This is a genomic window from Sphingomonas sp., assembly GCF_036388435.1.
GTDB lineage: Bacteria > Pseudomonadota > Alphaproteobacteria > Sphingomonadales > Sphingomonadaceae > Sphingomonas.
The window spans coordinates 56,044-82,026 of sequence record NZ_DASVRV010000048.1 but is presented as its reverse complement, the minus strand read 5'-3'; the positions used below and the strand labels follow the sequence as shown (position 1 = coordinate 82,026).

The 25,983-nt window shown below is 69.9% G+C and carries 30 protein-coding genes and 1 tRNA gene; 11 read left to right on the top strand and 20 right to left on the bottom strand.

Annotated elements, in window-relative coordinates:
- Window positions 1–185 precede the first annotated feature (185 nt).
- The 3 genes from VF592_RS11985 to aroA form a co-directional block, all read right to left on the bottom strand.
- Window positions 186–1,307: an FAD-dependent monooxygenase gene (locus VF592_RS11985; RefSeq protein ID WP_331005858.1), complete on the bottom strand. Its 1,122-nt coding sequence runs from the start codon at window positions 1,305–1,307 to the stop codon at window positions 186–188.
- Between the two features lie 126 nt (window positions 1,308–1,433).
- Complete coding sequence (gene cmk / locus VF592_RS11980; RefSeq protein WP_331005857.1) at window positions 1,434–2,072, bottom strand: (d)CMP kinase; 639 nt, start codon at window positions 2,070–2,072, stop codon at window positions 1,434–1,436.
- Window positions 2,069–3,406, bottom strand: coding sequence for a 3-phosphoshikimate 1-carboxyvinyltransferase (aroA, locus tag VF592_RS11975; protein ID WP_331005856.1), 1,338 nt, complete (start codon window positions 3,404–3,406; stop codon window positions 2,069–2,071). Before aroA ends, cmk begins: the two co-directional genes overlap by 4 nt.
- A 101-nt stretch (window positions 3,407–3,507) precedes the next feature.
- Between aroA and VF592_RS11970 the strand changes: the two genes are divergently transcribed.
- From VF592_RS11970 to VF592_RS11960, 3 genes are all read left to right on the top strand, one after another.
- Window positions 3,508–3,828, top strand: coding sequence for a TIGR02300 family protein (locus VF592_RS11970; RefSeq protein WP_331005855.1), 321 nt, complete (start codon window positions 3,508–3,510; stop codon window positions 3,826–3,828).
- 114 nt (window positions 3,829–3,942) lie between these two features.
- A tRNA-Ala gene (locus VF592_RS11965) sits at window positions 3,943–4,018 on the top strand.
- A 123-nt stretch (window positions 4,019–4,141) separates the two neighbouring features.
- Window positions 4,142–5,401 carry a hypothetical protein gene (locus tag VF592_RS11960; protein WP_331005854.1) on the top strand — a complete coding sequence of 420 codons (1,260 nt, stop codon included), beginning with the start codon at window positions 4,142–4,144 and terminating at the stop codon, window positions 5,399–5,401.
- Window positions 5,402–5,411: 10 nt separating this feature from the next.
- On the opposite strand, the gene VF592_RS11955 is transcribed toward VF592_RS11960, so the two are convergent.
- Both VF592_RS11955 and bla read right to left on the bottom strand, forming a co-directional pair.
- Complete coding sequence (locus VF592_RS11955; protein WP_331005853.1) at window positions 5,412–6,776, bottom strand: erythromycin esterase family protein; 1,365 nt, start codon at window positions 6,774–6,776, stop codon at window positions 5,412–5,414.
- Window positions 6,777–6,972: 196 nt separating this feature from the next.
- Window positions 6,973–7,842 carry a class A beta-lactamase gene (gene bla, locus VF592_RS11950; RefSeq protein WP_331005852.1) on the bottom strand — a complete coding sequence of 290 codons (870 nt, stop codon included), beginning with the start codon at window positions 7,840–7,842 and terminating at the stop codon, window positions 6,973–6,975.
- A 97-nt stretch (window positions 7,843–7,939) separates the two neighbouring features.
- On the opposite strand from bla, the gene VF592_RS11945 reads away from it, so the two are divergent.
- A complete protein-coding gene (locus VF592_RS11945; RefSeq protein ID WP_331005851.1) occupies window positions 7,940–8,773 on the top strand; it encodes a cytochrome b/b6 domain-containing protein in 834 nt (277 codons plus the stop codon).
- Window positions 8,770–9,525 (top strand): molybdopterin-dependent oxidoreductase, encoded by a 756-nt coding sequence (locus tag VF592_RS11940; RefSeq protein ID WP_331005850.1) that lies wholly within the window; start codon window positions 8,770–8,772, stop codon window positions 9,523–9,525. Before VF592_RS11945 ends, VF592_RS11940 begins: the two co-directional genes overlap by 4 nt.
- Here VF592_RS11940 and VF592_RS11935 read toward each other — a convergent pair.
- Window positions 9,522–9,953, bottom strand: a complete 432-nt coding sequence (locus VF592_RS11935; protein WP_331005849.1) for a hypothetical protein — start codon at window positions 9,951–9,953, stop codon at window positions 9,522–9,524. The two genes, VF592_RS11940 and VF592_RS11935, sit on opposite strands and share 4 nt — an antisense overlap.
- Window positions 9,954–10,073: 120 nt before the next feature.
- Between VF592_RS11935 and VF592_RS11930 the strand changes: the two genes are divergently transcribed.
- Window positions 10,074–10,241 (top strand): hypothetical protein, encoded by a 168-nt coding sequence (locus VF592_RS11930; protein ID WP_331005848.1) that lies wholly within the window; start codon window positions 10,074–10,076, stop codon window positions 10,239–10,241.
- Here VF592_RS11930 and VF592_RS11925 read toward each other — a convergent pair.
- Window positions 10,238–11,533, bottom strand: a complete 1,296-nt coding sequence (locus VF592_RS11925) for an MFS transporter (protein WP_331005847.1) — start codon at window positions 11,531–11,533, stop codon at window positions 10,238–10,240. The two genes, VF592_RS11930 and VF592_RS11925, sit on opposite strands and share 4 nt — an antisense overlap.
- 135 nt (window positions 11,534–11,668) lie before the next feature.
- On the opposite strand from VF592_RS11925, the gene pgsA reads away from it, so the two are divergent.
- From pgsA to VF592_RS11910, 3 genes are read left to right on the top strand one after another with little or no spacing between them, the layout of a single operon-like run.
- Window positions 11,669–12,220, top strand: a complete 552-nt coding sequence (gene pgsA / locus VF592_RS11920; protein ID WP_331005846.1) for a CDP-diacylglycerol--glycerol-3-phosphate 3-phosphatidyltransferase — start codon at window positions 11,669–11,671, stop codon at window positions 12,218–12,220.
- A 7-nt stretch (window positions 12,221–12,227) separates the two neighbouring features.
- Window positions 12,228–12,479 carry a molybdopterin converting factor subunit 1 gene (gene moaD / locus VF592_RS11915; protein WP_331005845.1) on the top strand — a complete coding sequence of 84 codons (252 nt, stop codon included), beginning with the start codon at window positions 12,228–12,230 and terminating at the stop codon, window positions 12,477–12,479.
- Window positions 12,476–12,916 carry a molybdenum cofactor biosynthesis protein MoaE gene (locus tag VF592_RS11910; RefSeq protein ID WP_331005844.1) on the top strand — a complete coding sequence of 147 codons (441 nt, stop codon included), beginning with the start codon at window positions 12,476–12,478 and terminating at the stop codon, window positions 12,914–12,916. Before moaD ends, VF592_RS11910 begins: the two co-directional genes overlap by 4 nt.
- Here the strand turns inward: VF592_RS11910 and VF592_RS11905 are convergent.
- Window positions 12,913–13,425: a fasciclin domain-containing protein gene (locus VF592_RS11905; RefSeq protein ID WP_331005885.1), complete on the bottom strand. Its 513-nt coding sequence runs from the start codon at window positions 13,423–13,425 to the stop codon at window positions 12,913–12,915. The genes VF592_RS11910 and VF592_RS11905 overlap by 4 nt on opposite strands.
- A 292-nt stretch (window positions 13,426–13,717) precedes the next feature.
- Window positions 13,718–14,485: a sulfite exporter TauE/SafE family protein gene (locus VF592_RS11900; protein ID WP_331005843.1), complete on the bottom strand. Its 768-nt coding sequence runs from the start codon at window positions 14,483–14,485 to the stop codon at window positions 13,718–13,720.
- Window positions 14,486–14,623: 138 nt separating this feature from the next.
- On the opposite strand from VF592_RS11900, the gene epsC reads away from it, so the two are divergent.
- Both epsC and VF592_RS11890 read left to right on the top strand, forming a co-directional pair.
- On the top strand, window positions 14,624–15,316 hold the full coding sequence (gene epsC, locus VF592_RS11895; protein WP_331005842.1) for a serine O-acetyltransferase EpsC: 693 nt from the start codon (window positions 14,624–14,626) through the stop codon (window positions 15,314–15,316).
- The gene (locus tag VF592_RS11890; protein ID WP_331005841.1) at window positions 15,316–15,657 is read left to right on the top strand and encodes a DUF2794 domain-containing protein; all 342 of its coding nucleotides are present in this window, start codon (window positions 15,316–15,318) and stop codon (window positions 15,655–15,657) included. Before epsC ends, VF592_RS11890 begins: the two co-directional genes overlap by 1 nt.
- On the opposite strand, the gene VF592_RS11885 is transcribed toward VF592_RS11890, so the two are convergent.
- From VF592_RS11885 to VF592_RS11835, 11 genes are all read right to left on the bottom strand, one after another.
- Window positions 15,654–16,685 carry a hypothetical protein gene (locus VF592_RS11885; RefSeq protein WP_331005840.1) on the bottom strand — a complete coding sequence of 344 codons (1,032 nt, stop codon included), beginning with the start codon at window positions 16,683–16,685 and terminating at the stop codon, window positions 15,654–15,656. The genes VF592_RS11890 and VF592_RS11885 overlap by 4 nt on opposite strands.
- A gap of 60 nt (window positions 16,686–16,745) precedes the next feature.
- On the bottom strand, window positions 16,746–17,171 hold the full coding sequence (locus VF592_RS11880) for a hypothetical protein (RefSeq protein ID WP_331005839.1): 426 nt from the start codon (window positions 17,169–17,171) through the stop codon (window positions 16,746–16,748).
- Window positions 17,168–18,064 carry an SDR family NAD(P)-dependent oxidoreductase gene (locus VF592_RS11875; protein ID WP_331005838.1) on the bottom strand — a complete coding sequence of 299 codons (897 nt, stop codon included), beginning with the start codon at window positions 18,062–18,064 and terminating at the stop codon, window positions 17,168–17,170. The genes VF592_RS11880 and VF592_RS11875 overlap by 4 nt, the downstream gene beginning before the upstream one ends.
- A gap of 80 nt (window positions 18,065–18,144) precedes the next feature.
- A complete protein-coding gene (locus tag VF592_RS11870) occupies window positions 18,145–18,669 on the bottom strand; it encodes a hypothetical protein (RefSeq protein WP_331005837.1) in 525 nt (174 codons plus the stop codon).
- Between the two features lie 104 nt (window positions 18,670–18,773).
- Entirely contained in the window at window positions 18,774–19,466 is a 693-nt protein-coding gene (gene phoB, locus VF592_RS11865) for a phosphate regulon transcriptional regulator PhoB (RefSeq protein ID WP_331005836.1), read from the bottom strand.
- A gap of 41 nt (window positions 19,467–19,507) precedes the next feature.
- Window positions 19,508–20,200, bottom strand: coding sequence for a phosphate signaling complex protein PhoU (phoU, locus tag VF592_RS11860; RefSeq protein WP_331005835.1), 693 nt, complete (start codon window positions 20,198–20,200; stop codon window positions 19,508–19,510).
- 11 nt (window positions 20,201–20,211) lie between these two features.
- Entirely contained in the window at window positions 20,212–20,979 is a 768-nt protein-coding gene (gene pstB, locus VF592_RS11855; protein WP_331005834.1) for a phosphate ABC transporter ATP-binding protein PstB, read from the bottom strand.
- Complete coding sequence (gene pstA, locus VF592_RS11850; protein WP_331005833.1) at window positions 20,976–22,250, bottom strand: phosphate ABC transporter permease PstA; 1,275 nt, start codon at window positions 22,248–22,250, stop codon at window positions 20,976–20,978. Before pstA ends, pstB begins: the two co-directional genes overlap by 4 nt.
- A complete protein-coding gene (gene pstC, locus VF592_RS11845) occupies window positions 22,243–23,616 on the bottom strand; it encodes a phosphate ABC transporter permease subunit PstC (RefSeq protein WP_331005832.1) in 1,374 nt (457 codons plus the stop codon). The genes pstA and pstC overlap by 8 nt, the downstream gene beginning before the upstream one ends.
- Entirely contained in the window at window positions 23,616–24,662 is a 1,047-nt protein-coding gene (locus tag VF592_RS11840; protein WP_331005831.1) for a substrate-binding domain-containing protein, read from the bottom strand. Before VF592_RS11840 ends, pstC begins: the two co-directional genes overlap by 1 nt.
- A 90-nt stretch (window positions 24,663–24,752) precedes the next feature.
- Window positions 24,753–25,964, bottom strand: a complete 1,212-nt coding sequence (locus VF592_RS11835; RefSeq protein WP_331005830.1) for an ATP-binding protein — start codon at window positions 25,962–25,964, stop codon at window positions 24,753–24,755.
- Between the last annotated feature and the right edge of the window lie 19 nt (window positions 25,965–25,983).

Here is a 25,983-nt window from a genome sequence, read left to right as displayed (position 1 = left end):
CCCGCATGGAATGCGAAAAGGGCGCGTGAGAACGAATTCTCCGCGCCGACCTCCGCGAGCACCTGCCCGCCGGACGGGGACCGCATAGCCGAACGGGGGCGAAGGGGCAAGGCGGGGCCGGTCGGATGGAAGCCGATCGCCGTCCGGCATCGGGAGCCGCCGATCGAGCGATCGGGCGGTCGTCGCTAGACCGGCTCGTGCTTCGGCATCGTGTGGACGGACCGGGCGACGCGCTCGGTCAGGCTCTCCGGCACCGCGCGAAGAATGGCGCGCATGATCGCCTGGACCGGCCTGGGGCCATGGGCGCCCATCCGTCCTTCGGCCGATCGCCGCACGATCGCGCGGACCCGCTCGAGCCTGAGCCGCTCGAACGCCGCGAGCATCCGATCGGGGGGCGTGTGCGCGGCGATCGCGCCCAGGGCCGCGGCGTCCTCCAGCGCCTGACACGCGCCTTGGCCCAGATTGGGCTCCATCGCGTGCGCGGCATCCCCCACGCCGACGATGCGCCCGCGCCCCAGCGCCTTCGGCGCTGGCCGGGCGCTGATCGCGAACGGGATGAGCCGATCGGGTGCGGTCGCCGCTATCGCCTCGATCACGCTTCGCGGCCAACCGATCGCTCTGCGACTGACATAGCCATGGTCGGGCGCCGCCTGATCGATCCGCTGGTCGTGCATGTAGAACCAGTAGCGGCGGCGCTCCGGCAGTTCGAACACGCCGAAGCGCTCGTTCGTCCTCCAATATTCGGACGCGGCGCCGTTCAGGCCGGGGCCGTAGGTCGGATCGGACAATGCCACGACGCCACCATAGCCCCTGAAGTCGGGCCGCGGCCGTCCCGGTACGCCCGCGAGGGTCGACCAGATGCCGCCCGCGTCGATCACCAGGTCGGCCGCGACCCGTCGGCCGTCGGCGAACCGTGCCACGGCTCCGGATCGGTCCTGATCCACACCGTCCACCGTGTCGTCGAGATGAAGCGGGATCGTGCCCAACGCGTCGGCCAGCCGGCCCTGCAGCGCCGAGCGCGTCACCATGAGCGCAGGCCCATGAACCGCTCGCGGCCCGATGATCGGCCTGCCCCGACGATCCGCCACCAGCATGGACCGGAGCGGCGCACCCGATGCTGCGACGGACGCGAGGACACCCAAGGCGTCGAGCGCCGCCGTCGCGTTCGGCCACAAGCTGAGCGCGGCGCCGAGCGGCTCCATCGACGATGCTCGTTCGTGGACCGACACGCTCCACCCGGCGCGCGCGAGCGCGACGGCCGAGGCGAGCCCGGCTATGCCTCCCCCAAGAACTAGCGCCCGTCGCATGGCCGACCCCCCGTGGAGCGATGTAACATAGGCCTGGCGAGCCGCATGATCATTTCCGCGTTCGGCGGCCGCGCGAGTCCGCCGATTATGCCGGCTGTGCCGAACCCGGAAGGCTGTCATGCGGCACTAGGCGCCCGCGGTCCGTCCCCGCACCCGCCCCTCCACCAGCGCGATCGCGCGGGCGATGGCGGCTTCGACCGTCAGATTGCTCGTGTCGAGCGAGGCGGCGTCGGCGGCCTGGGTCAGGGGCGCGGTCGCGCGCGCGCTGTCGCGGGCGTCGCGGGCGCGGATGTCGGCGAGCACCTGTTCATAGGTGAGCGACTGGCCGCGTTCCGCCAGCTCGGTGTGGCGGCGGCGGGCGCGGACGGCGGCGTTGGCCTTGACGAACAATTTCACGTCGGCGTCGGGGGCGATCACCGTACCGATATCGCGCCCGTCGAGCACGGCGCCGCCGGGCTGGTTGGCGAAGCGCTTCTGCCGCTGGAACAAGGCCGCGCGGACCAGCGGATGCGCCGAGACGATCGAGGCGAGCTGGCCGACCGCGTCGTCGCGCAGGGCGGGGTCGGCAAGCGTGCGGTCGTCGAAATCGCAGGCGGCGACGGCGTCGGCTTCCTTCGCCGGGTCGAGGTCCAGCCGGCGGACATGGTGGGCGACGGCGCGGTAGAGCAGGCCGGTGTCGAGATGCGGCAGGCCGAAATGACGCGCGAGCGCGCGCGCCACCGTGCCCTTGCCCGAGGCGGCGGGGCCGTCGACGGCGATGATCAAGCGGAACGCTCCTGCGCGGTTGCGGCTTCGAGAGTGGAAAAGAAGTCGGGATAGCTGGTCGCGACGGGCGCCACGTCGTCGAGCGAAACCGGTGCGCGGGCATGGAGCGCGGCGACGGCCATGCTCATCGCGATGCGGTGATCCAGCCGGGTCGCGACCGTGCCGCCGCCGGGGATGGCCGCGCCGCCGCTGCCCGCGACCGTCAGCCCGTCCTCATGCTCCTGGACGGCCACGCCGTTCGCGCCGAGCGCGGCGGCCATGGCGGCGATGCGGTCCGATTCCTTGACGCGCAGTTCGTGCGCGCCGCGCGCCACCGTGCGGCCATCGGCAAAGGCGGCGGCCACGAACAGGGCGGGATATTCGTCGATCATCGACGGGGCCAGATCGGCGGGCACCGCGATCGCGCGCAGCGGCGCATGGCGGACGCGGAGATCGGCGACGGGCTCGCCGCCGACGATGCGGGCATCGCTTTCGGTGATGTCCGCGCCCATCAGCCGCAGCGCGGTCAGAAGGCCGGTGCGGGTCGGATTCATGCCGACGCCGCGTACGAGCAGGTCGGAGCCGGGGACGATGCTGGCCGCGACGAGCCAGAAGGCGGCGGAGGACGGGTCACCCGGAACGACGATGTCCTGGGGGCGAAGCTCGGCCTCGCCGGTGAGCGAGATGACGCGCCCCTGCGGCGTTTCCTCGACCGTCACCTCCGCGCCGAAGCCGGCAAGCATCCGTTCGCTATGGTCGCGCGTCGGGATCGGCTCGACCACGCGGGTGATGCCGGGCGTGTTGAGCCCGGCCAGCAGGATCGCGGACTTCACCTGGGCCGAGGCGACGGGGAGCGTATAGGCGATCGGCACCGCCGGGCACAGGCCGCGCACCATCAGCGGCAGCGTCGTGCCCGGGCTGGCGGCGATGTCGGCGCCCATTCGCCCGAGCGGCTCGGCGACGCGCGCCATGGGGCGGCGCGACAGGCTGGCGTCGCCCACGAACGTCGCGGTGATCGGGTGGGTGGCGACCAGCCCCATGAGCAGCCGGGTCGAGGTGCCGCTATTGCCCATGTCGAGCGCGCGCTCCGGCTGGAGCAGCCCGCCGACGCCGACGCCGTGGACGGTCCAGCTACCCGGCCCGATACGGTCGATCGTCACGCCCATGGCGCGCAGCGCGGCGGCGGTGGCGAGCACGTCCTCGCCCTCCAGCAGGCCGGTGATGCGGCTTTGGCCCACCGCGAGCGCGGACAGGATCAGTGCGCGGTGGCTGATCGACTTGTCGCCGGGCACGGCGATCCCGCCCCGCAAGGGGCCGCTCGCGCGGATGGTTCGGGGGATGCAGACGTGGGGCATAGGGGGCGGGCGGCGCTTTGACAGTCAGGTTGCGCCATGGCAAGGCGCCCTCCATCTGGGCGGCCATCCTCCCGAAAACCCGATCCGAAAGGCACCCTGGCATGATCCAGCCGGAATGGGGCACGAAGCGTACGTGCCCGAAATGCGCGACGCGTTTCTATGATCTCGGCAAGGCCGACCCCGTCACCTGCATCGAATGCGCGAATACTTTCATGCCGGAGACGATCCTGAAATCGAAGCAGCCCATGGCGTTCGAGATCGTCAAGGCCGATCCCGCCAAGGACGCGGTGCTCGCCGGCGGTGAGGAGGATCCCGATATCCTGGCCGCGGACGAGGGCGAACCCTCGGCCGACGACGAGGTCGATCTGGGCGGCGACGACGATCTGGGCGTCGAGACGACCAGCGAGGACGACGACAGCTGAGCGGCGGGCGGGCGGTGACGTGCGCGTCACCGCTTGCCAAGGGGAAGCGGCCTCGCTAGGGGCGCTTCTCCCGGACCCGGATGCGCCCCTTCGCGGCGCGTCGCGGTACGATGTGGGGCCGTAGCTCAGCTGGGAGAGCGCTGCAATGGCATTGCAGAGGTCAGGGGTTCGATCCCCCTCGGCTCCACCACTTCGTCCTGAAATGTGGCCGGACGTCGGTCTTTCGACCTGGCGTTCGAGAGCGTCCCTAGTCGGCGCGAGCGATTCCTCCGACTTTTCTGGACCGGCCGATCGCGTCGTGCATAGTCGACGCATGGCGCAGCACCCCGGCATCTTTCCGACCTTTTTCCTGTCCGGCTTCGAATGCTCGACCTTCGTGTGGAAGGACCGGGGCCGCCGCGACCTGTCGGCCGAGATCGGGCATTATGCGAAAGCCGACGAGGATTATGCGATGCTCGCCGAACTCGGCATCGGCGTGGCGCGCGAAGGCCTGCCCTGGTCGCTGATCGACACGGGCGGGGGCGGGAGCGAGTACGACTTCGCGCCCGTCGAGCCGTTTCTCCAGGCGCAGCGCCGCCACGGCGTGCTGCCGATCTGGGATTTGTGCCATTACGGCTTTCCGGATGGGCTCGATCCCCTGTCCGATGCTTTTCCGGCGCGCTTCGCCGCGTTCGCGCGCGCCGCGGCCCGCCACGTCGCGGCGCGTGCGCATCATGGGCCTTTATGCTTCACCCCGATCAACGAGCCGACCTTCTGGGGCTATATGGGCGGGGAGTGGGGCTGGGCGGCGCCCTTCGGCCGTGACGCGGACTATCGGCGCCGGTTCACCGCCGCGCTCGCTCGCGCCGACATCGCGGCGGTGAAGGCGATCCGCGAGGATTTCCCCGACGCGCGCATGGTCCATGTCGACCCGTTGATCTGGGTCGTCCCACCCCGCGATCGGCCCGACCTGGCCGAGGCGGCGCGGCGGGAAAGCTATGACGACGCCTATCTGGCCTGGGACATCATCGCCCGGCTGAAGCGACCCGAACTCGGCGGAAGCCCGGAGGTGATCGATATCCTGGGCTTCAACAATTACAGCTTCGGCCAGATGGAATATCGCGCGGGCGGTCCGCACGCGGCGCTGGCGCCCGGCGACGATCGGATCCGGCCGCTATGCGACCTGGTCGAGGAGGCGTGGCGCAGATACGGGCGCCCCTGCGTGATCGCCGAGACGTCCGGGCTGAAGGGCGGGCGGCCCGATTGGCTGAACGATGTGGTGAGCGAAGGACTGGCGGCGGTGGCGCGCGGCGTCGACCTTCAGGGCATCTGCCTGTTTCCCGCCGTCGACATGCCCGACTGGCATAATGGCGCGTGGCTGCACAACGACATCGCCGATGTGGAGCGGCAGCCGGACGGGACGCTGCGACGCGTGCCCTTCGCACCCTATGTCGAGGCGCTACGCCGCTGGCAGCGCAAGCTGAACCGCGCGACGGCCCTCGATGCGGACCCGTATGACGCGGTCGTGGACCTGGGCGACGTGAAGCGCGTCGCGAGCGAGTCGGCGCCCGCGCCCGACGCCGATTGGCACTGATGATCGGTCGTCAGAGCCCGAAGGGGCAGGTGTCGTCCGCTGCCGCCTGGTCCGGCTGGTCGGACACGGGCACGGGCAGGGGCGTGACGGCGCCTGTCGTGTCGAACCACACCAGGGCATCGAACTGGGCAGGCAGACTGGCCGACGAATAATGGCTCCACCGTTCCGTATCCGGGCGGTAGATCACGCCGATGAAGCGCTCCAGCCGCTGTTCCATCAGCGCGTCGCGCAATTGGTCGTGCACGCCGTCGCGCAGATCGAGCAGGAAGCGCGCCACCCCGCTGTCATGCGCGAGGCGTTCGTAGCTGTCCGGGCGTGACGGATTGACGTGCTTGACCTGCATCGGCGCGTCCCAGTCGTCCGCCGCCGCCACCGTTCCGGCATGCGTGCCGAAGCCGATCAGGCAGGCCTGTTCGCCGTAATTCTCCCGTGCCAGCTGGCCGAGGTTCAGCTCGTCCCTGGACTCGCCCATATCGGTGAAACGCGCATCGCCGATATGGCTGTTATGCGCCCAGACGACCGCCTTCGCATTTTCGCCCTTCGACCGCATCAGCAGATCGAGCGTGTCGAACATATGTTCGTCGCGCAGGTTCCAGCTCGCGGCCGAGCCATGGTACATGGCCCGGTAATAGGCCTCCGCATTGGCGACCAGCCGCGCATTCTGCGCAGCGTCGAGGAAAGCGTCGCTACCGGTGGCGGCATAGTCGCGTTGCCGCGCGAACAGGTCGCGCAGCGTCGCCACGACCCCCGCCTCGCACCGGGCATGGCCCTCGCGCAGCGCGAGGCGGCCATAGACCGCGGGGTCCTCCCGCCACGGCTTGAGACAGCCATATCGCTGGCGCGCGGTCGCGGCGGCGTCGGGATCGACCCCGTCGAGATAGTCGATGACCGCGCGGATCGAGGCGTTGAGATTATAGAGGTCGAGGCCGTGGAAGCTCACCCGTGCCGCCGGCGCGAGCGCTTCGTTGTGCCGCCGGAGCCAGCGCACGAAGCCGGCGAACTCGACATTGCGCCACATCCAGGTCGGGAAGCGGGTGAAGGGAGGCTCGCCATCGACGCGCGGCGCCTCGTGGCGGACGTGTCGATCGATCGCGGCCGCGTCGGGCCAGTCGGCCTCGACCGCCACCATGGTGAAGCCATGTTCCTCGATCAGCCGCCGGGTGATGGCCGCTCGCGCCCGGTAGAATTCGGACGTGCCGTGGCTCGCCTCCCCGAGCAGGACCAATCTGGCGTCGGCGAACCGGTCGAACAATCGGCCGAACGCGGGATCGTCGATGTCCGGCAGCGGCTCGGCCGCACCGGCGATCAGGGTCGAGATGCCGGCGTCCGCCGATGTTCGACCCGATTCCAGGGTGGGTTCTGGTAGTCCGGCCATCGCAGCGCTCCTTCAAGGGGCGAGAACGTGCGGGTCGTGATTAGGTTCTGGCCTATTTCGGCACGGTCCAGCGATCCGGGCGCGCGGTTCCGATGTCGGGGAAAGTCGGACATGACGACGCCATATCGGCCGCTGGTCCTGGATCTGGAACGCCGCGAGAATGCGGTCGGCCGTGGTTCGGAACGGGCATGGGCGTTCAGGCGACGGCGGCGGCGATCAGCCTCCCCAGGCGGGCGTGGATGACGTTGGATTCGCGCAGGTCGAGCGGGGTGTCCGCGATGTAGCTCGCGACGAGCAGCGGTTTTCGCGCGGGCGGCCAGAGGATCGCCACGTCGTTGTCGTGACCCCGCCCGCTGGCGCCGGTCTTGTCGCCGACGCGCCAGCGCTTCTGCAGGCCCGCGCGCAATCGGCGGTCGCCCGTCTTGTTGGCGACGAGCCAGCGCGTGAACCGGTCGCGCGACCCGGGGGCGAGCACGGTGCCGAGCGTCAATCGCCCGAACAGGTCGAGCATCGCGTCGGGCGTGGTCGTGTCGCGCGGATCGCCGGGGCGGACATCGTTGAGCTCGGGCTCGATACGGTCGAGCCGGGTTCGGTCGTCGCCGAGCGTACGGACGAACGCCGTGATCCCGGCGGGGCCGCCGACCGCGGGAAGGAGCAGGTTCGCGGCGGCGTTGTCGCTGCGGGTCATCGTCGCGAGACACAGCTCCGCGACCGTGGCCTGACCGCCGGCCCGCGTCTCCGAAAAGGGCGAGTTGGGGACTAGGTCCCGCGCGCCGATCGGCACGCGTCGGTCGAGCCGCTCGCGACCGCGGTCGACCTTGGCGAGGATCGCGGCGGCGAGGATGAGCTTGAAGGTGCTGCACATCGCGAAACGCTCGCCGCCGCGCGTCGCGAAGCGCGCGCCCGTGCCGGTGTCGAGGATCGCCACGCCGAGCCGCCCGCGCGAGGCCTCCTCCAATGCCAGTACTCCGCGCCGGAACGCGGCGCCGCCGAATGCCGGGGCGGGCAGGCGAGCGAGGAGCGGGGCGGCGCCGACAAGGAAACCACGCCGTATCATCATCCGCATCGCCATCCGTCCTATCCGGGACCGTGATGCCCCGCCCTCACGCTCGGGTCCAGTTGCGCCTATATGGCCGGAGCGGGGACGGGCCGGGAGGTTGGCGATGAGTGACGAGACACGATCGGACCCGCCGCGGCGCATTTATCGTCACCGCGTATCGACGCGCCTGTGGCACTGGATCAACGCGGTCGTGCTTACCGTGATGCTGATGAGCGGCTTGATGATCTTCAACGCGCATCCGCGGCTCTATTGGGGGCAATATGGCGCGAACACCGATCGCGCCTGGCTGCAGATCGGGCCGACCGCGACCGGCGGGCAGATGGTCATCGGGTCGACGCGCATCCCGACCACGGGCGTGCTGGGGCGGTGGACGGACCGCGACGGCGTCGAGCGCACCCGCGCGTTTCCGTGGTGGGCGACAATCCCGTCCGGGTACAGCCTGGCGGCCGCGCGGCGCTGGCACCTGTCCGTCGCGTGGATCTTCGCCGTCCTGACCCTCGCCTATCTGCTGTGGAGCGCGGTCAACCGCCATATCCGCCGCGACCTGCTGCCCACGCGCGCGGAACTGACACCGGCCAGCATAGGCAAGGACGTGGTCGATCACCTGCGGCTGCGCTTCCACCCGACCGACGGGAGCGCGCATTACAACGTGCTCCAGAAACTGACCTATGGGCTGGTGTTGTTCGTGCTGCTGCCCGTCGTGATCCTGACCGGGGTGAGCATGTCGCCCGGGTTCAACGCCGCCTGGCCGTGGATGCTCGACCTGTTCGGGGGGCGGCAGTCGGCGCGGTCGCTCCACTTCCTCTGCACGGCGGGGCTGCTGGGCTTCATCGTCGTGCACCTGGTTCTGGTGTTGCTCGCCGGGCCCGTCAACGAGATACGCTCGATGGTGACGGGCTGGTTCCATGTCGCCCAGGTAAAGGAGGGCGGGGCATGATCACGCGGCGCGGGCTCGTCGGTTCGCTGGGGCTGGGCGCGGGCGGATTGATGCTGTCGGGCTGCGACCGGATCGCGGCCACGCCCGCCTTTCGCGGGTTCGCGGCGGGGGCGGAGGGACTGACGCAGGACTTCACGCGGCTGGTGTCCAACCGCGGGGCGCTCGCGCGCGAGTTCACGAGCGCCGACCTGTCGCCGGTGTTCCGCGCGAACGGCACGTCGGACCCGGCGGCGGCGGATTACCGTGCGCTCGCCGCCGGGAACTTCGCCGATTACCGGCTGCGCGTGGACGGGCTGGTGCGGCGGCCGCTGTCGGTGTCGCTCGACCGGTTACGGCAACTACCCGCGCGGACCCAGATCACGCGGCACGATTGCGTCGAGGGATGGAGCGCGATCGGGCGGTGGACGGGGACGCCGCTGCGCGGGTTGCTGAACGAGGCGGGGCTGCTGCCCCAGGCCAAGTACCTCGTCTTCCACTGCGCCGACGATTACGGCGCGGGCAAATATTATGAGAGCATCGACCTGGTCGACGCCTTCCATCCCCAGACGATCCTCGCCTGGGGGCTGAACGGGCGGACGCTGCCGATCGCCAACGGGGCGCCGCTGCGGCTGCGGGTCGAGCGGCAGCTCGGCTATAAGCACGCCAAATATGTGATGCGCGTCGAGGCGGTCGCCAGCCTGGCCGGCATCGGCGCGGGCAAGGGCGGTTATTGGGAGGATTCGAACGATTACGCCTGGTATGCGGGCATCTAGCGCGGCCTGATCGGTGCCCCGAGCGGGTCGCCCCCGCTCAGGCCGGAATGATCGGCGCCGGTGCCCGACCCGGGTTCGCCGCGACCCGCCCCCGTGCCGAGCATCTCGCCGCCCGACGGGGTGGTGCCGACCGCGCCGCGCGCACCGCTCGCGTCCGCCAGGCTGCCGTCCGCCGAGCCGAGCACCGCCGCCTCGGCCGCGATCTCGCTGTCCGCGATGCCGGCCAGGCTGTCGGGGCGGGGCGTCGCATGAGGATCGCGGACCGGAGCATCGACCTCGCCGCGCCGGCTGTCCAGGGTGCCGCCGCTGGGCTGGCCGGCGCCGGCAATCGTCCCGCCGCCACTCGAGCCGCCGGTGCCGCCGGGGTCCTCGCCCGCCTGTTCCCCCAGGGGCCGCAGGTCGAGTCCGCCGCCGCGCTGATCGGTCATGATGTTTCTCCTTCGCGCCCTCAACGCACGACGGCCAAAGCCGTGCCGAATAGGGACGGGACGGGCTTAACCACCTTTAACACTGGTCGAAATCGTAAACGGGGCGTTAACGTCCTCGCCATGACCAGACGATTAGTCCTGACCAACGAAGCCGCCGGCCACCCCCTTCGCCGGGCCCTGCCGCCGCCCGTCACGCCCAAGGCCGCGCCCGACGAGGATCGCGACTGGAAGCTGTTCCTGCTCAGCTTCTCCGCCTTCTTCACCTGCTTCTACAGCTTCATCTTCTAGTCGCAGGCGCGGTGGAGCTTTACCGCGATCCAGGCGGCGAACACGCACATGGCCGCGACGAGCAGCAATAGCTGCCCGGCGGTCACCCCCATCGCCATCATCGCGGCGACCGCCATCGACCCGATCGTCATCGCCCCCGAATTGACGACGTTGTTCGCCGCCACGGTGCGCGCGGTCTGGTCCTTGGCGACGGTGGTCGTCAGAAAGGCGTAGAGGGGCACCACGAACATGCCGCCGAAAATCGCCACCGCGAGCAGCGAGACCAGCACCGTGCCGGCGTGGGGCTGGGCGATGAACGTGCCGATGCCGTAGAGCCGGCCGTCCGTCGTCGGGGTCCAGAGCCGCACCGCCGCCCAGAATGCGATCACCGCGATCCCCATCGCGATCACCGACGCGGGCGAGTAGCGCGCGGAGATCGCGCCCTTGAGCAGCAGGTTGATGACCACCGATCCGATCGCGACCCCGATCGAGAAGACCGCGAGCACCAGGCTGGCGACGCCGGCGTCGGCGGTGAGGACGTTCTTCACCAGCGGCGGAAAGGCGATGATCAGGACGGAGCCGATCGTCCAGAAGAACGAGATCGCGCAGATCGCCAGGAACAACCGGCGGATGTGCATCGTCGCCGCGATCAGCCGCCAGGATGCCCGCAGCGGATTCCAGTCGATGACGAGTTGTGGCCCCAGCCGGGGCGCGGGCGGGATCTGGCGCGCGATCAGGTAGCCGCCGATCGCGACCGCCAGCGTCATGCCCGCCACGATCAGCGTCGATCGGTAGATGAAGCCGGCGACGATGGTGCCCAGCAGGATCGACAGGTACGTCCCCGCCTCGACCAGCCCCGTGCCGCCGAGCACGTCCTTGTCGTCGAGATGCTGGGGGAGGATCGCGTATTTGATCGGGCCGAAAAAGGTCGAATGGATGCCCAGCCCGGTGACCGCGACGAGCATGAGCACCAGGGGCAGCGTCACCGCACCCGTGCTGGCGAGCAGCAGCCCCGCGCAGCCGACCAGCATGATGCCGATCTCCGCCAGCTTCACCACGCGGATGATGCGGGTCTTGTCGTTCGAATCGGCGAGCTGGCCCGCCAATGCGGACAGGAGGAAGAAGGGCAGCACGAACAGCCCGGCGGCGAGGGCGTTGAAGAAGCCTTCCTGCCGTTCGTCGGCGAAGATCTGATAGGTCGCGAACAGGACCATCGAGGTCTTGAACAGATTGTCGTTGAACGCCCCCATGAACTGGGTGGTGAACAAGGGCAGGAACCGGCGCCGTTTGAGTAGCCCGAGCGCATTGATCATAAGGTGACGGCTGGCCTCGAACTGCCTCGGATAAAGGGCGGCATAGCCCAGCGGGGGACGCACGCCAACGTCAAAGCCCGCGGGCGGTCGGGCGGGGTTTCGCGCGGACGACCGGGGCGCTACGGTCCGGGTCAGATGTGGACGCTTCCCAACCTGCTGACCCTGTCGCGGATCGTCGCGCTGCCGCTGCTGGTCGCGCTGTTGTGGTGGCGCGAGTGGGAGCTGGGGTTCGGAATCGCGTTCGTCCTCTACTGCGCGATGGGGATCACCGATTATTTCGACGGCTATCTGGCGCGCGCGCAGGGCGCGGTGTCGCGGCTGGGGGTGTTCCTGGACCCGATCGCCGACAAGATCATGGTCGCGGCCGTCATCCTGATGCTGGCCGGAACGCAGGTGATCACGGGCATCCACCTGGTCGCCGCGCTCGTCATCCTGCTGCGTGAGATCGCGGTGTCGGGCCTGCGCGAGTTCCTGGCCCAGGTACAGGTGTCGGTGCCGGTGTCGCAGCTCGCCAAGTGGAAGACGACGCTGCAGCTGGTGGCGCTGGGGGCGATGATCCTGGCGGGGGCATTGCCGCAGGAAGGCTGGATCGCCGCCGTCGGGCTGGTCAGCCTGTGGGGCGCGGCCGTGCTGACGCTGATGACGGGATGGGATTATCTGCGCGTCGGCCTGAAGCACATGGACTGAGCGCCGGATGCGGATGCTGTATTTCGCCTGGGTACGCGAACTGGTGGGGGTGGACGAGGAGCGCGTGTCGCCCCCGCCGGAGGTGGTGACGGTGGCGGACCTGGTCCGGTGGCTGGCGGCGCGGAGCGAGGGCCATGCCCGTGCCCTTGCCGATCCCGCGCGGTTGCGCGCCGCGGTCGATCAGGCCTTCGTGCCGCTGGACGCGGCGGTTCGCGGCGCGGGCGAAGTGGCGTTGTTTCCGCCGGTGACGGGCGGGTGATCCATATTCGGGTATCGCCCGAGGCGATCGACGTCGCGGCCGAGCTCGCGCGGGTCGAGCTGGCGGGGGTGGGCGGGATCGCCAGCTTTTCCGGGCTGGTCCGGGCCGATGACGGGGTCGAGTTGCTCGAGCTGGAACATTATCCCGGCGTGACCGAGGCGATGCTGGCCGGCCTCGCGGGGGAGGCGATCGCGCGCTGGACGCTGAAAGCGGCGAGCATCGTCCACCGGGTCGGGCCGATGCGGCCGGGGGCGCGGATCGTGTTCGTCGCGACGGCGGCGGCCCACCGGGGCGCGGCGCTCGAGGCCTGCGCCTTTCTGATCGACCGGCTCAAGACCGACGCGCCCTTCTGGAAACGCGAGACGCGGGGCGGGGAGCGACGCTGGGTCGAAGCGCGCGACGGCGACCAAGCCGCCGCCGCGCGCTGGGACAATTAGGGCAGGGTCGGGACGAGCACGCCGTTGACGACGTGGACGACGCCGTTCGACTGGCGGACGTCGGCGGTCTCGACATAGCTCTTGTTGCCGCCCTGGTCCGTCAGGGTCACGGCGCCGTTCTCGACGCGCGCGGTCAGCGGCGCACCCGCGACGGTGGTCAGCGTCGCGGTGCCGCCGCCCGCGCTGATCTGCTGCTGCAGCTGCGCGGCCGAGACGTTGCCCGACACGACGTGATAGGTCAGCACCTTGGTCAGGGACGCCTTGTTCTCGGGCTTGAGCAGCGTGTCGACGGTGCCGGGGGCGAGCCGGCCGAACGCTTCGTTGGTCGGCGCGAACACGGTGAAGGGGCCGGGGCCCGACAGGGTATCGACGAGCCCGGCCGCCTTGACCGCCGCCACGAGCGTGGTGAGGTTGGGCGCGTTCGACGCGTTCTGGACGATGGTGCGATTGGCGAGCATCGCCGCGCCGCCGACCGAAGGGTTGGCGCCGGCCGAGGCGGAGGCGCTCATCGATCCCGCGGTCGTCGTGGACGTGTCGCTGGTGGAGGCGGGGCCGGCGGTGTCGGCATTCATCGGAGCGCAGCCGGCGATCGCGATCGAACCGGCGATCGCGACCAGGGAAAGGCGGGGATAGGACATGAGTCTCTCCTGAAAGGTGGGACCATGGCGGCCCCCATGCGACGATCGCCGCACATCCGAAGATACGTTCCCCTGCCGAAATGGTTGCGCGCGGTTAATTTCCGAGGCGTGAGCGGCAACTTGATAGGAGGGTGACCGTCGTCGGCGCTGCGGCCGGGGCGGTTCACATCATCGCGCGCACAAAGCCGTATCCACTGGTCGCGATCAGCACGACGCCGACCAGGATCAGCAGCACCCTGGTCGACACGCGTTTCGCGATCACCGCGCCGAAGGGCGCGGCGGCGACCCCGCCGACGATCAGCCCGACCGTAGCGAGCGCGAAGGCCTCCATCCCCAGATGGTAGATGAAGGTCGCCGACACGGTGATCGTCAGAAAGAACTCGACGGCGCTGACGGTGCCGATCACCCGGCGCGGCTCGACCCCCTGGACCAGCAGGTTGGAGGTGACCACGGGCCCCCAGCCGCCGCCGCCGACCGCGTCGAGGAACCCGCCGACCAGCGCCAGCGGCTCGACCACCTTGGGCTTGGCGGCCTTGGGCGGGAACAGGATCCCGCGCGCCAGCAGATAAACGCCGATCGCGACCAGATAGCCCAGGATGTACGGCTTCACGACGTCGCCGTCGAGGTTGATGAGGACATAGGCCCCGGTCACCCCGCCGATGATACCGGGCAGCAGCAGCCGCAGGAACAGCTTGCGGTCGATATTGCCTGCCAGCGCGTGGCTGATCCCGGAGGCGGCGGTGGTGAAGACTTCGACGATATGGATGTTGGCCGACGAGCGGGCGGGCGGCAGCCCGAGTATCCCCACCAGCAGCACGTTGCACACGACGCCGAACGCCATGCCGAGCGCGCCGTCGACCAGTTGCGCGGCGAAGCCGATCGCGACGAAGGGCAGGATCGCGGACCAGTCGAAACTTGCGAGATGGCTCATCCACGTCCTTTCCCTTGCTGCCCGTAGCGCCCCCGATCATTCCCACAAGGGAGGTGGAGTTTAGCCGGGTAAAGCCCGAAGCGGGGCGTGCTGGAAATCGCGCGCGACGCGTCCTATTTGGGCGGCAAGGGAGCATTCATGTTCAGGCGGCTGGTCAGCTATCTCGATTCGATCCGGGCGCGCGATCCGGCGCCGCACAGCCGTGCCGAGGTGCTGACCTATCCGGGAGTCTGGGCGCTGGGGTGGCACCGCCTCGCGCACCGCCTGTACCGGAGGCGGCTGTTCTTCCTCGCGCGGTGCGTCAATCACTGGTCGCGCGCGACCACCGCGATCGACATCCATCCGGGCGCCGTGATCGGGCGCAATTTCTTCATCGACCACGGCTTCGTGGTGATCGGGGAGACGGCGCGGATCGGCGACAACGTCACCATCTATCAATGCGTGACGCTGGGCGGGACCAGCCCCGACAACGGCGTCGCGGGCAAGCGGCATCCGACGCTGTGGGACGGGGTGATCGTCGGATCGGGCGCGCAGGTGCTGGGGCCGATCGTCGTCGGGCCACGCGCGCGGATCGGCGCCAATGCGGTGGTGACGCGCGACGTGCCCGAGGGTGCGGTGATGGTGGGCATTCCCGCGCGCCCGACCATGGTCGACGGGGGCGCGGCGCCGCCGCCCAAATTCGTGCCCTATGGCACCCCCTGCGCCGAGATGTTCGACCCGCAGACGCAGAAGGTCGAATTGCTTCGGTGCGAGCTGGAGCAGATGCGCAAGCGGCTGGACGCGCTGCTCGGCGACGAGGATCGGGGCGGGCAAGAGCGGGATCGGGCCTGATGGGAGTCGTCACCCCCTTCCCGCTCGCGCGGGGTGCGCCCACGCAGATCGGGTTCGACCGCGCCGAGCTGACGCGCATCCTGGATATCTATGGCCGGATGGTCGCGGCGGGGATGTGGCGCGATTACGCGATCGAGCTGGGGCGTGACGCCGCCGTCTTCGCCGCGTTCCGACGCGCGGCCGAGCGGCCCGAATACCGGGTCGAGAAACGCCCCGACCTGCGCGGCAGGCAGGGTATGTGGGCGCTGGTCGGGGAAGCCGGGGCGGTGCTGAAGCGGGGCCATGAACTCGCATCGGTCCTGGCCCCGCTGGAGCGGCGACTGCTCAAGCTCGTTGACTAGGCGGTCGCGTGAGCCGTGGTCGGGGGCAGGCGTCGCCCCAGATCGCCCAGCGTTCCCACGACCAGCGCGCGCATCGGATGCCAGAAGGCGGACAGCGTCAGCAGCGCGGAGCCGATCACGAAGGCGGTGAGCGCCCAGCTCAACTCCACCGCGCCTGCGGTGCGGAACAGCGCGATCATCGCGTAGAGCACGTAACCGAGCCCCGAGACGAGCAGCGCGCGCCGATCGATCGCCAGCGCGATAAAGGCGAAAACGAGATAGAGCGCGAGCACCACCAGCGCGGTCGCGACGGTCACTTCCGAGTCGAACACGCCGAGCAGCTTGAAGATCGGATGCGCGATCATCGGCGCCGCGGCGAGGTGGAGCCAGAAAGCGACGTCGGACCGGCGCGTCCGCCGCTCGCGGTCCGACAAGTCCCAGCGCATGGCCAGCGCGAAGACGCCGAGACCCGCCACCAGAAATAGTGGCCAGATCGCATCGCTATCCATCGGCACGACCGCCAGGAACAGGCCGAGAAGGACGCCCGCCGCGGCGACCGCGCCCGCCGCGACGGTGATCGGTACGCCGAACCGGCGCCAGTGGAGCCAAGCCGCAGCCGCCGTGACCGCCGCGATCCCGGCGCCGATCAGCGCGCCGACCCGCTCGGACAGGTCGGGTTCGATATCGACCAGCAGCCCGAACTGCGCGCCGGCGATGCCGAACACGAAGGCGAGGAGCAGCAGGATGCTCGGCAAGGCCATGCGGCGGCGCGTGGTGAAATATTCGGCGAGCAGCCACGCGACGCCCGCGACCCCGATGCCCGCCAGCGCCTTGGACACGACCCCGCCGATCTGCGTCACCGCCGCGAGCAGCAGGACGATCGCGATCGACACGAAGATGTCGTTGAACCCGGTGATCAGCCGGAAATGCTCCTCGTCGACCGCGGGCGCGGCGCGCGAGGTGGCGATGTGGTCCCGTAGGCCGCGCGCGGCGTCGGGCGACAGGGCTCCGGCGGCGACCGCGCCGTCGATGTCGGATTCGCTGTACATGGCTGCTCCCCAGTTGACGCGCTCAGCCTAGGCCGAGTGTATCGCTTGATCAATACACCTTCATCCGCCCGCCGCGAGACAGGCCGATCCCGCCCGTTCGGCCCGATCGATCCGGTAGCGCAGCGACTGAAGCCGTTCCCGCGCGACGGGGATGCCCGCGACGATGGGCGTGGTGATCGGGATCACCCGACCGCTCCCGCCTTTTCCGACCGGCGGGGAATAGACATAGATCGTGCCGCCCGTGGTCGCGGCCGCCGCCTCGTAAAGGCGGCAGGCGCGGTCGGCGTCTTCGGGCACGCCGTTTCCGTCCTCGAACATCCGGCCGAGTTCCAGCTGCGCCGCCTTGCTCCCGGCCTGCGCGGTGCGCGCGAGCCGCTGGAGCCGTTCGATCCCGCGGTTTCCCGGCGGCGTCCGGAGGTCGAGGCCCATATAGCTGCCGGGTGCCGAGCAGGCGGAGAGCAGCAACGGCAGCGCGAACGGCCTCAACCCCCAAGCTTCCGCCCGATCAGCATCGCCTGCTCCGCGCCCGATCTGGGCACGATCTCGCCCGTGCGGTCGGTGATCTCGTCCCAATGCGCCGCCACCCCCTCGGGCGAGAGATCGGCACCGTCGAGCCGCGCGCCCGGCGTCAGCGTGACGTAGGAGGATTGGAACACGCCGGCGCCGGCACCGACGATGACGCCCGACGGCGCGTCTTCCGAAACCAGGTAGAGCGCGGCGGGAACGACCTTTTCGGGGGCGAATGCCTCGAAAGCGGCCTCGGGAAACAGGTCGGCGGTCATGCGCGTGCCCGCGGTCGGCGCGATGGTGTTGACGCGGATGTCGTTCTTCGCACCTTCGATGCCCAGCGTCTTGGCGAGGCCCGCCAGCCCCAGTTTGGCCGCGCCGTAATTGGCCTGGCCGAAATTGCCGAACAATCCGGTCGACGACGCGGTCATCAGCACGCGGCCGTAATTCTGCTCGCGCATCACGTCCCAGCACGCCTTGGTGGCATAGGCGGAGCCGAGCAGGTGGACGCGCACCACGAATTCGAAGTCGCTCGGCTCCATCTTGGCGAAGCTCTTGTCGCGCAGCACGCCGGCATTGTTGATGAGGATATGGACGCCGCCCCAACGCTCGCGCGCGGCGGCGACCATCGCGACCATCTGGTCATAGTCGGCGACGTTGCCGCCATTGGCCATCGCCTCGCCGCCCGCCGCCTCGATCTCCTCGACGACCCGGAGCGCGGCGTCGGACTGGCCGGTGCCGTCGCGCGCGCCGCCCAGATCGTTGACGACGAGCCTGGCGCCACGCCGGGCGAGTTCGAGCGCATAGGCGCGGCCGAGACCACCGCCGGCGCCGGTGACGATGGCGACACGGCCGTCGAAGCTGATGGACATGAAAAGGGCGCTCCTTCGAAAAGAAGCGCCCTTTCTAGATACCAGGGTGTCGAGCGCAACCGCCCCGACCAAGCGGCGCCTCAGCGGCGGCGACGCGCCCGGTTGCTGCGCGACGTGCTGCCCTGGATACAATCGTCATACTGACCCGCGCGGCAGACCGGCGGGTTCGGATTGGCCGCCTCCGGAGTGGCGATCGGTTGCGCGGCGACCCCCGCCCCGCCCATCATGCCGCCCGTGCCCGGCGACGCCATCATCGGCGAGCCGGCCATAGCGCCGGGCTGACCGCTCATGGCCTGACCCTGCGTCGACTGACCCTGCATCGGCTGGCCCTGCATCGGTTGGCCCTGCGCAGCCGGATCGTTGGTGGTCGACTGCATCGTCGATCCCGCGCTGCCGGTCGCGGCCGGATCCTGGGTCGACATGCTGTCGGTCGTAGTGGTGGTGGAGCCGGTCTGGCCCTCCGTGGTCTGGCCCGACATGGTGGTGGACGACTCGGTGCCGGTCTGCGGCGTGCCGGTGGTCGTGCCGCCGGCCGTGCCGCCGGTCGTTTGGGCGAGAGCCGGCGCCGCGATGAAGGCGGCCGCGGCGAGAAGGTAATGCTTCATCAGAGTCTCCTGATTTCGAGCGCAAAGTCGCGTTCGCGCAAGGGAGTGAACGCATTAGACACCGGTTGGGTCCTCGTTTCGCAGCCGCACCGGTTCCGCCCGGCTCAATTTCCCGTGTCCAGGGCATAACCCGCCGAGCGCACCGTGCGGATCACGTCGGCGCATTCGCCGATGTTGATCGCCTTGCGCAGCCGCCGGATATGCACGTCGACGGTGCGCGATTCGATGTCGCTGTCATGGCCCCAGACCGCGTCGAGCAGCCGTTCGCGCGAGAAGACCCAGCCGGGATGCTCCAGAAAATGCTTGAGCAGCCGAAACTCGGTCGGCCCGAGCGGGATTACCTGCCCGGCGCGGCGGACCTTGTGGCCGACCGTGTCCATCTCGATGTCGGCATAGGTCAGCGCCTCGCCCGCCAGCGCGGGTCGGACGCGGCGCAGCACCGCGCCGACGCGCGCCACCAGCTCGCGCGGGGAGAAGGGCTTGGTGACGTAATCGTCGGCGCCGGTCTCCAGCCCGCGCACCCGGTCCTCCTCCTCTCCGCGCGCGGTGAGCATGATGATGGGCACGTTCTGGGTTTCGGGCGTGCGGCGCAGGCGGCGGCAGACCTCGATCCCCGACAGGCCTTCGACCATCCAGTCGAGCAGAACGATGTCCGGGGTCGATTCGCGCGCGAGCAGCAGCGCCTCCTCGCCATCGGGGGTGCGGCGCACCTCGAAATCCTCGCGGGTGAAGTGGAAATGGAGCAGTTCGGACAAAGCGGCGTCGTCTTCGACCAGCAGCATCTTGGCGCGGGGCATGGGTCAGGCCTTTCCGTTGCTCGGGAGAATGGGGTGGAGCGTCATGCCGGCGTCCCGTTCAGGCGCTCGGCGATCTGGGTGCCGGTGGCGGCGAAATAGACCATCTCGGCGACGTTGCCGGCATGGTCGCCGATGCGCTCCAGATTCTTGGCGACGAACAGCAGATGGGCGACCTGGCTGATCGTGCGCGGATTCTCGACCATGAAGGTGACCAGGGTGCGGAAGATCGAATCGTAGAAATCGTCCAGCGCGGTGTCGCTGCGGCAGACGCGCACCGCCGCCTCCGCGTCGCGCGCGGCGAAGGCGTCGAGCACGTCATGGACCATGCTACTTGCCATCCGACCCATGGCGGGCAGGATCGAGATGGGCTCGATCCGGGTGCCGTCCTGGCTGCCTTCCTCGATCATGGGCACGCGCTTGGCAATGTTCTTGGCATAGTCGCCGATCCGCTCGACGACGCTGGCGATCTTGAGCGCGGCGACCACTTCGCGCAGGTCGTTGGCGAGCGGCGCGCGCAGGGCGATGATGCGGACGGCGAGGCGCTCCACCTGCGCCTCAATCACGTCGATCGCGGCGTCGTCGGCCTTGACCTGCGCCGCGAGCACCTGGTCCCCGCGCTGGAGCGCCAGCATCGCCCGCGCGATCGCATCCTCGGCCAGCCCGCCCATCTGGGAGATGAGGCCGCGGAGCTCGCCGATGTCGGCGTCGAAGGCCTTGACGGTATGTTCGTTCATGATCGGGGTCCTCAGCCGTACCGGCCGGTGATGTAGTCCCGCGTACGGTCCTCGCGCGGGTTGGTGAAGATCTCGGTGGTCGCGCCATATTCGACGAGCCGGCCGAGGTGGAAAAAGGCGCAGCGCTGGGACACGCGCGCGGCCTGCTGCATGTTGTGGGTGACGATCGCGATCGCGTATTGGCCTTTCAACGCGTGGATCAGTTCCTCGATCTTGGCGGTGGCGATCGGGTCGAGCGCGGAGCAGGGTTCGTCCATCAGGATCACCTCCGGGTCGACGGCGATGGCGCGGGCGATGCACAGGCGCTGCTGCTGGCCCCCCGACAGCGCGGTGCCGCTCTCGGTCAGCCGGTCCTTGACCTCGTCCCACAGCCCGGCCCGCCTGAGCGAGGTCTGGACGATGCCGTCGAGGTCGGCGCGACTGGCGGCAAGGCCGTGGATGCGCGGGCCGTAGGCGACATTCTCGTAGATCGACTTAGGGAACGGATTGGGCTTCTGGAACACCATGCCGACGCGGGCGCGGAGCTGCACCACGTCCATGCGGTTCGAATAGATGTCCTCGCCGTCGAGGCGGATGTCGCCCTCCACGCGCGCATTGGCGACGGTGTCGTTCATACGGTTGAGCGTGCGCAGGAAGGTCGACTTGCCACAGCCGGACGGGCCGATCAGCGCGGTCACGCGGTCCTGGTCGATGTCGATCGACACATCGTCGATCGCCTTGGTCGCGCCGTACCAGACATTGACGTGGCTGGCGGTGATCTTGGGGGGATGGTTGCTCACCAGCGTGTCTCGAATCGGTTGCGGAGGTGGATGGCGAGGCCGTTCATCGCGAGCAGGACGACGAGCAGGACGATGATCGCCGCCGAGGTCTTCTCGACGAAACCGCGCCCGACCTCGTCGGACCACAGGAAGATCTGGACGGGCAGCACGGTCGCGGGCTGGGTGACGCCGCCGGGCGGCGCGGCGATGAAGGCGCGCATCCCGATCATGAGCAGCGGCGCCGTCTCGCCCAGCGCGCGCGCCATGCCGATGATCGTGCCGGTCAGCACGCCGGGCAGGGCGAGCGGCAGGACGTGGTGGAACACCACCTGTATCGGCGACGCGCCGACGCCCAGCGCCGCGTCGCGGATCGAGGGTGGCACGGCCTTGATCGCGCCCCGGGCGGCGATGACGATCACCGGCATCGTCATCAGCGCCAGCGTCAGCCCGCCGACCAGCGGGGCCGATCGGGGCAGGCCGAAAGTGCCCAGGAACAAGGCCAGCCCGAGCAGCCCGAAGATGATCGACGGCACGGCCGCCAGATTGTTGATCGACACCTCGATCAGGTCGGTGAACCGGTTCCGGGGCGCGTATTCCTCCAGATACAGCGCGGCGAGCAGCCCGATCGGAAAGGCGAGCGCGAGGGTCACCGCCATGGTCAGCAGCGATCCCTTGAGCGCCCCCCAAATCCCGGCGCGGGTCGGGTCGGTCGAGTCGGAGGCGAACAGGAAGTCGCGGTTGACCCCGGTCGAGAGCAGCGCGCCCGACCGCAGCGACGCGACCACCGCCTCGGCCGCGACGGTGCCGTCGCCCTTGGCGGCCACATCGATCGGACTGGCGACGGGCAGGTCGAGCACGACGCGCCGCGCCAGCATCGATGGGTCCTCCTTCACCGCCTCGCGGACGCGGACCCAGGCACCGTCGGACAGGATGCGGGTGCCCAGATCGGGGCCGAACGCATTCACCGCCGCGTCGTCGACCAATCCCTCCAGCCCCGCGCCCGCGAGCGCCAGGTCGGCGCCCCGGCCCTGGAGCCGCGCGGCGTCCAGGCCGAGGGGGCGCCGGGCGAAGTCAATCGGCATAGCCACGCGCGTCTCGACGAACCCGCTTGCGCCCCCGAGGAGCATCGACCCGAGCAGGAAGACGAGGAACCCGCCCGACAGCAGCACCGCAGCCAGCCCGAGCAGCCGGAAGCGGCGCTCGGCGCGGTAACGGCGACGCACGCGGTTCTGCATCGCGGGCTGCGACCAGTCGGTCGGCCGCCGGGCGGCGATGGCGACCGCGTCAGTCATAGGCTTCACGATATCGGCGCACGACCGACAGCGCGATCATGTTGAGGAGGAAGGTGATCGCGAACAGGGTGAGGCCCAGCGCGAAGGCCGCCAGCGTCTTGGGGCTGTCGAACTCCGCCTCGCCGGTCAGCAGGTCGACGATCTGGCGGGTGACGGTGGTGGTGCTCTCGAAGGGGTTGAGCGTCAGCGTCGCGACGCCGCTGGCCGCCATGACGACGATCATCGTCTCGCCGATCGCGCGGCTGACGCCCAGCAGCACCCCGCCGATCACGCCGGGCAGCGCGGCCGGAAGCAGCACGCGGCGGATCGTCTCGGACGGGGTCGCGCCCATCGCCAGGCTGCCGTCGCGCATCGACGAGGGGACGGCGGCGAGCGAATCGTCGGCGAGCGACGAGATGAACGGGATGATCATGATCCCCATCACCGACCCCGCGACCAGCGCCGATTCGGACGAGGCGTTCTCGATGCCGATGCCGACCGCGAAGTCGCGCACGGCGGGGGCGACCGTCAGCGCGGCGAAATAGCCATAAACCACGGTCGGCACCCCCGCGAGCATCTCCAGAAGCGGCTTGACCCAGCTGCGCACGCGCGGCGTCGCATATTGCGTCAGGTAGATCGCGCTGAGCAGCCCGAAGGGCAGCGCCACCGCCATCGCGATCACCGCGCCGATGAAGAAGGTGCCCCAGAAGAGTGGCACGGCCCCCAGCGACGCGCCCGGATCGCGCGGGTCGATGACCTGCGGGCTCCAATGCGTACCGAACAGGAAATCGGTGACGGGCACGCGCGCGAAGAACCGCGCGGCCTCCCACACCAAAGACACGACGATGCCCAAAGTGGTCAGGATCGCGACCAGCGACGCGGCGAGCAGCGCCGCCATGACGATGCGTTCCGTCCGGGTGCGCGCGGCGAAGTCGGGGCGGACGCGGGTGAACGCGAACCCCCCGGCGCCCAGCGCCAGCAGCAAGGCCAGCGCGGTCGCGATCCAGTCATAGCGCGACTGCGCGGCGGCATAGGCGGGCTCGAGCAGGCGGGCGAGCGGGTGGAAGGCGCCGTACGCGGACCCGCCGGCGAGCCGGCGCGCTTCGGACAGGATCGCGGCGCGGTCGAAGCCGGGCGGGGGTAGCTGGGCGGCCACGGGGGTGGCGAGCACCGCGTCGGTGACGAGCGCGGGCGAGGTCAGCGACCAGATGCCCAGGAACAGCAGCGGCGGCAACAGGCACCAGAGCGCGACATAGGTCGCGTGATGTCCCGGCAGCGAGCTGAACCGGCGACCGCCCACGCGGAACGCCGCCGCGCGCGCGCGCGCCGACAGCCAGCCGACCAGCGCCAGACCGGCGAGGAGCAGCAGGAGCGCCCCGAGCGACATCAGCTCAGGGTCGCCGGATCGAGCGGGCGCTCGGTCGCGATCGCCGCCGCCGAATCCGCGCGGACGGGGGCGGGCGCGGCGATCAGCCCGCGCCGCGCGAGCGGGCCTCCGGGCTGCCAGCCCGCGGCGTAGAGCCCGAGAAAGCGGCGGAGTCCCGGAACCGCGTCGAGATGATTGCGCTTGACGTAGAGATAGAGCGGCCGCGATCCCGGATAGCTGCCGTCCGCGATCGCCGCATAGGTCGGGAGCACGCCCGCGACCGGCACGCCCTTCACCGACGCCGCATTCTCCTCGAGATAGCTGTAGCCGAACACGCCGATCGCGGTCGGGTTGGCGGTGAGTTTCTGGACAATGAAATTGTCGTTCTCGCCCGCGTCGACATAGGCGCCGTCCTCCCGCACCCGGGCACAAAGCGCGCGGTGCGCGTCGGGATCGGTGCGGGCCAGTGCCTTCGCAGCAGGGTCGGCGGCTTCGCAGCCCGGCACCATGATGAGTTCGACCAAGGCGTCGCGGGTGCCGCTGGTGCCGGGCGGGCCGTATATGCTGATGGGGATGGCGGGCAGGCGCGGGTCGATATCACTCCAGCGGTGCGCGTTGTTGGGCCGTCCACCCGGCGTGGCGGCAAGCGCGCGGTAGATCTGCGCCGGACTGAGCGCCAGGCGCGGCCCGTTCAACGCCTCGGCGAAGACGACCCCGTCCAGGCCGATCCGCACCTCGATCACCGGGCCGACGCCGCTCGCCTGGCATCGCCGATATTCGCCCAGCGTCAGGCGGCGCGAGGCGTTGACGATGTCGGGATAGGCCGCGCCCAGCCCCGAACAGAACAGGCGGATGCCCCCGCCGGTGCCCGTCGCCTCGATCACCGGGGCCGCGGCGTCGGGATCGCCCGCGACGAACTGCTCCGCGATCAGCGTGGTGAAGGGATAGACCGTCGACGATCCGACCGCCCTGATCTCCGCGCGCGCGCCCGAGCCGCCGCCGCGCGCCTGATCGTGGCACGCGGGAAGCGACAGGCATGAGAGGAACAGGGCGGCGAGTGCGCGCAAATACAGGATTTCCGGGTAGCGGGCGACCGGACGGACCCCGCGTCGCGAGCGGTTCTAACACCGCCACTTCACGTCCGTGTGACACTTTGCCTACGAAATTGTGACAGTCTCGTCGGCGGGGGGCAGCAGAACGGCGACCGTGGTTCCGATCCCGGCCTTGCTGACGATGTCCAGGCGCCCGCGATGACGCTCGACGATGTGCTTGACGATGGCGAGGCCCAGGCCCGTGCCGCCCAGTGTCCGGCTGCGTCCGGCATCGATCCGGTAGAAGCGCTCGGTTAGGCGGGGAATGTGCTCGGGCGCGATGCCGTCGCCCTCGTCGGTCACGGTCAGACGGACCATGCCGCCGTCGCGCCGAAGCGCGACCGCGACCGGTGTTCCCGACCGCCCATATTTCAGCGCGTTCCCGATCAGGTTGTGGAGCATCTGCGACAGCCGCGCCCGGTCGCCGCAGATGAAAGGCACGTCAGGGTCGACGTTCAACGTCACCGCGTGACCCCGGTCGTCGCCCATGTCGAAGATCTCGGCGCGAACTTCGGCGATCAACTGCGCAAGATCGATCGAGGCGTCGGGCAGCTGGTGCTTCTCCGCTTCGATCCGCGACAGCGAGATCAGGTCCTCGACCAGACGCTGCATCCGCCGGGCCTCGTCGAACATCACCTTCAGGAAGCGTGCCCGGACATCGGGATCCTCCCCGGCCTCGTCCGCCAGCGTCTCGATGAAGCCAAGGATCGAGGCGAGCGGGGTGCGCAGCTCGTGGCTGGCATTGGCGACGAAGTCGATCCGCATCCGTTCGGCGGCGTAAGCGCCCGTGCGGTCGATGAGCTGAACGATCCGGAACGGGCCGGCTTTGCCCACGCGCATCTCCCAGCGGCGGTCGATCGAGCCCAGCCCGACCAGTTCGATCGGCCGTTCCTCCGGTCCGAAATCGGCGGAGGCGAGGCGCGCGGCGGCGGCGGGGTGGCGGATCGCGACGCGTACATCGTCGCCGACGATGTGCCGGCCGAGTTCGGCGAGCGCGGCACGGTTCGCGAACACCACCTGGCCGCCGCGGATGAGCAGCACCGGCTGGACCACCGAGTCGAGCAGTTGATCGATCAGCTCGGGCGAGTCGTTCGATACCGGTTCGGCCGCCGCCGGCGGTTCCGCGCGCTCCAGCCCGCCGAGCAACACCGCGCCGACCGCGCCGACCCCGGCGATCAGCGCGGACTGCAGGCTGTCGCCGACCACGCCCGCGACGACCGCGGTGACGAGCGCCAGGACGAGCGCCCAGACGAGACGAGGATCGGGGCGGGCCGGCATCGCGCCTTCCTTACGCGAA

What these genes read in the sequence shown, in the direction of transcription:
- VF592_RS11985 (WP_331005858.1), bottom strand. Translation starts at nt 1,307, where the DNA reads ATGCGACGGGCGCTAGTTCTTGGGGGAGGCATAGCCGGGCTCGCCTCG.
- aroA (WP_331005856.1), bottom strand. Translation starts at nt 3,406, where the DNA reads ATGCCCCACGTCTGCATCCCCCGAACCATCCGCGCGAGCGGCCCCTTG.
- VF592_RS11970 (WP_331005855.1), top strand. Translation starts at nt 3,508, where the DNA reads ATGATCCAGCCGGAATGGGGCACGAAGCGTACGTGCCCGAAATGCGCG.
- VF592_RS11960 (WP_331005854.1), top strand. Translation starts at nt 4,142, where the DNA reads ATGGCGCAGCACCCCGGCATCTTTCCGACCTTTTTCCTGTCCGGCTTC.
- VF592_RS11955 (WP_331005853.1), bottom strand. Translation starts at nt 6,776, where the DNA reads ATGGCCGGACTACCAGAACCCACCCTGGAATCGGGTCGAACATCGGCG.
- bla (WP_331005852.1), bottom strand. Translation starts at nt 7,842, where the DNA reads ATGCGGATGATGATACGGCGTGGTTTCCTTGTCGGCGCCGCCCCGCTC.
- VF592_RS11945 (WP_331005851.1), top strand. Translation starts at nt 7,940, where the DNA reads ATGAGTGACGAGACACGATCGGACCCGCCGCGGCGCATTTATCGTCAC.
- VF592_RS11940 (WP_331005850.1), top strand. Translation starts at nt 8,770, where the DNA reads ATGATCACGCGGCGCGGGCTCGTCGGTTCGCTGGGGCTGGGCGCGGGC.
- VF592_RS11935 (WP_331005849.1), bottom strand. Translation starts at nt 9,953, where the DNA reads ATGACCGATCAGCGCGGCGGCGGACTCGACCTGCGGCCCCTGGGGGAA.
- VF592_RS11930 (WP_331005848.1), top strand. Translation starts at nt 10,074, where the DNA reads ATGACCAGACGATTAGTCCTGACCAACGAAGCCGCCGGCCACCCCCTT.
- VF592_RS11925 (WP_331005847.1), bottom strand. Translation starts at nt 11,533, where the DNA reads ATGATCAATGCGCTCGGGCTACTCAAACGGCGCCGGTTCCTGCCCTTG.
- pgsA (WP_331005846.1), top strand. Translation starts at nt 11,669, where the DNA reads ATGTGGACGCTTCCCAACCTGCTGACCCTGTCGCGGATCGTCGCGCTG.
- moaD (WP_331005845.1), top strand. Translation starts at nt 12,228, where the DNA reads ATGCGGATGCTGTATTTCGCCTGGGTACGCGAACTGGTGGGGGTGGAC.
- VF592_RS11905 (WP_331005885.1), bottom strand. Translation starts at nt 13,425, where the DNA reads ATGAGCGCCTCCGCCTCGGCCGGCGCCAACCCTTCGGTCGGCGGCGCG.
- VF592_RS11900 (WP_331005843.1), bottom strand. Translation starts at nt 14,485, where the DNA reads ATGAGCCATCTCGCAAGTTTCGACTGGTCCGCGATCCTGCCCTTCGTC.
- epsC (WP_331005842.1), top strand. Translation starts at nt 14,624, where the DNA reads ATGTTCAGGCGGCTGGTCAGCTATCTCGATTCGATCCGGGCGCGCGAT.
- VF592_RS11890 (WP_331005841.1), top strand. Translation starts at nt 15,316, where the DNA reads ATGGGAGTCGTCACCCCCTTCCCGCTCGCGCGGGGTGCGCCCACGCAG.
- VF592_RS11885 (WP_331005840.1), bottom strand. Translation starts at nt 16,685, where the DNA reads ATGTACAGCGAATCCGACATCGACGGCGCGGTCGCCGCCGGAGCCCTG.
- VF592_RS11875 (WP_331005838.1), bottom strand. Translation starts at nt 18,064, where the DNA reads ATGTCCATCAGCTTCGACGGCCGTGTCGCCATCGTCACCGGCGCCGGC.
- VF592_RS11870 (WP_331005837.1), bottom strand. Translation starts at nt 18,669, where the DNA reads ATGAAGCATTACCTTCTCGCCGCGGCCGCCTTCATCGCGGCGCCGGCT.
- phoB (WP_331005836.1), bottom strand. Translation starts at nt 19,466, where the DNA reads ATGCCCCGCGCCAAGATGCTGCTGGTCGAAGACGACGCCGCTTTGTCC.
- phoU (WP_331005835.1), bottom strand. Translation starts at nt 20,200, where the DNA reads ATGAACGAACATACCGTCAAGGCCTTCGACGCCGACATCGGCGAGCTC.
- pstA (WP_331005833.1), bottom strand. Translation starts at nt 22,250, where the DNA reads ATGACTGACGCGGTCGCCATCGCCGCCCGGCGGCCGACCGACTGGTCG.
- pstC (WP_331005832.1), bottom strand. Translation starts at nt 23,616, where the DNA reads ATGTCGCTCGGGGCGCTCCTGCTGCTCCTCGCCGGTCTGGCGCTGGTC.
- VF592_RS11835 (WP_331005830.1), bottom strand. Translation starts at nt 25,964, where the DNA reads ATGCCGGCCCGCCCCGATCCTCGTCTCGTCTGGGCGCTCGTCCTGGCG.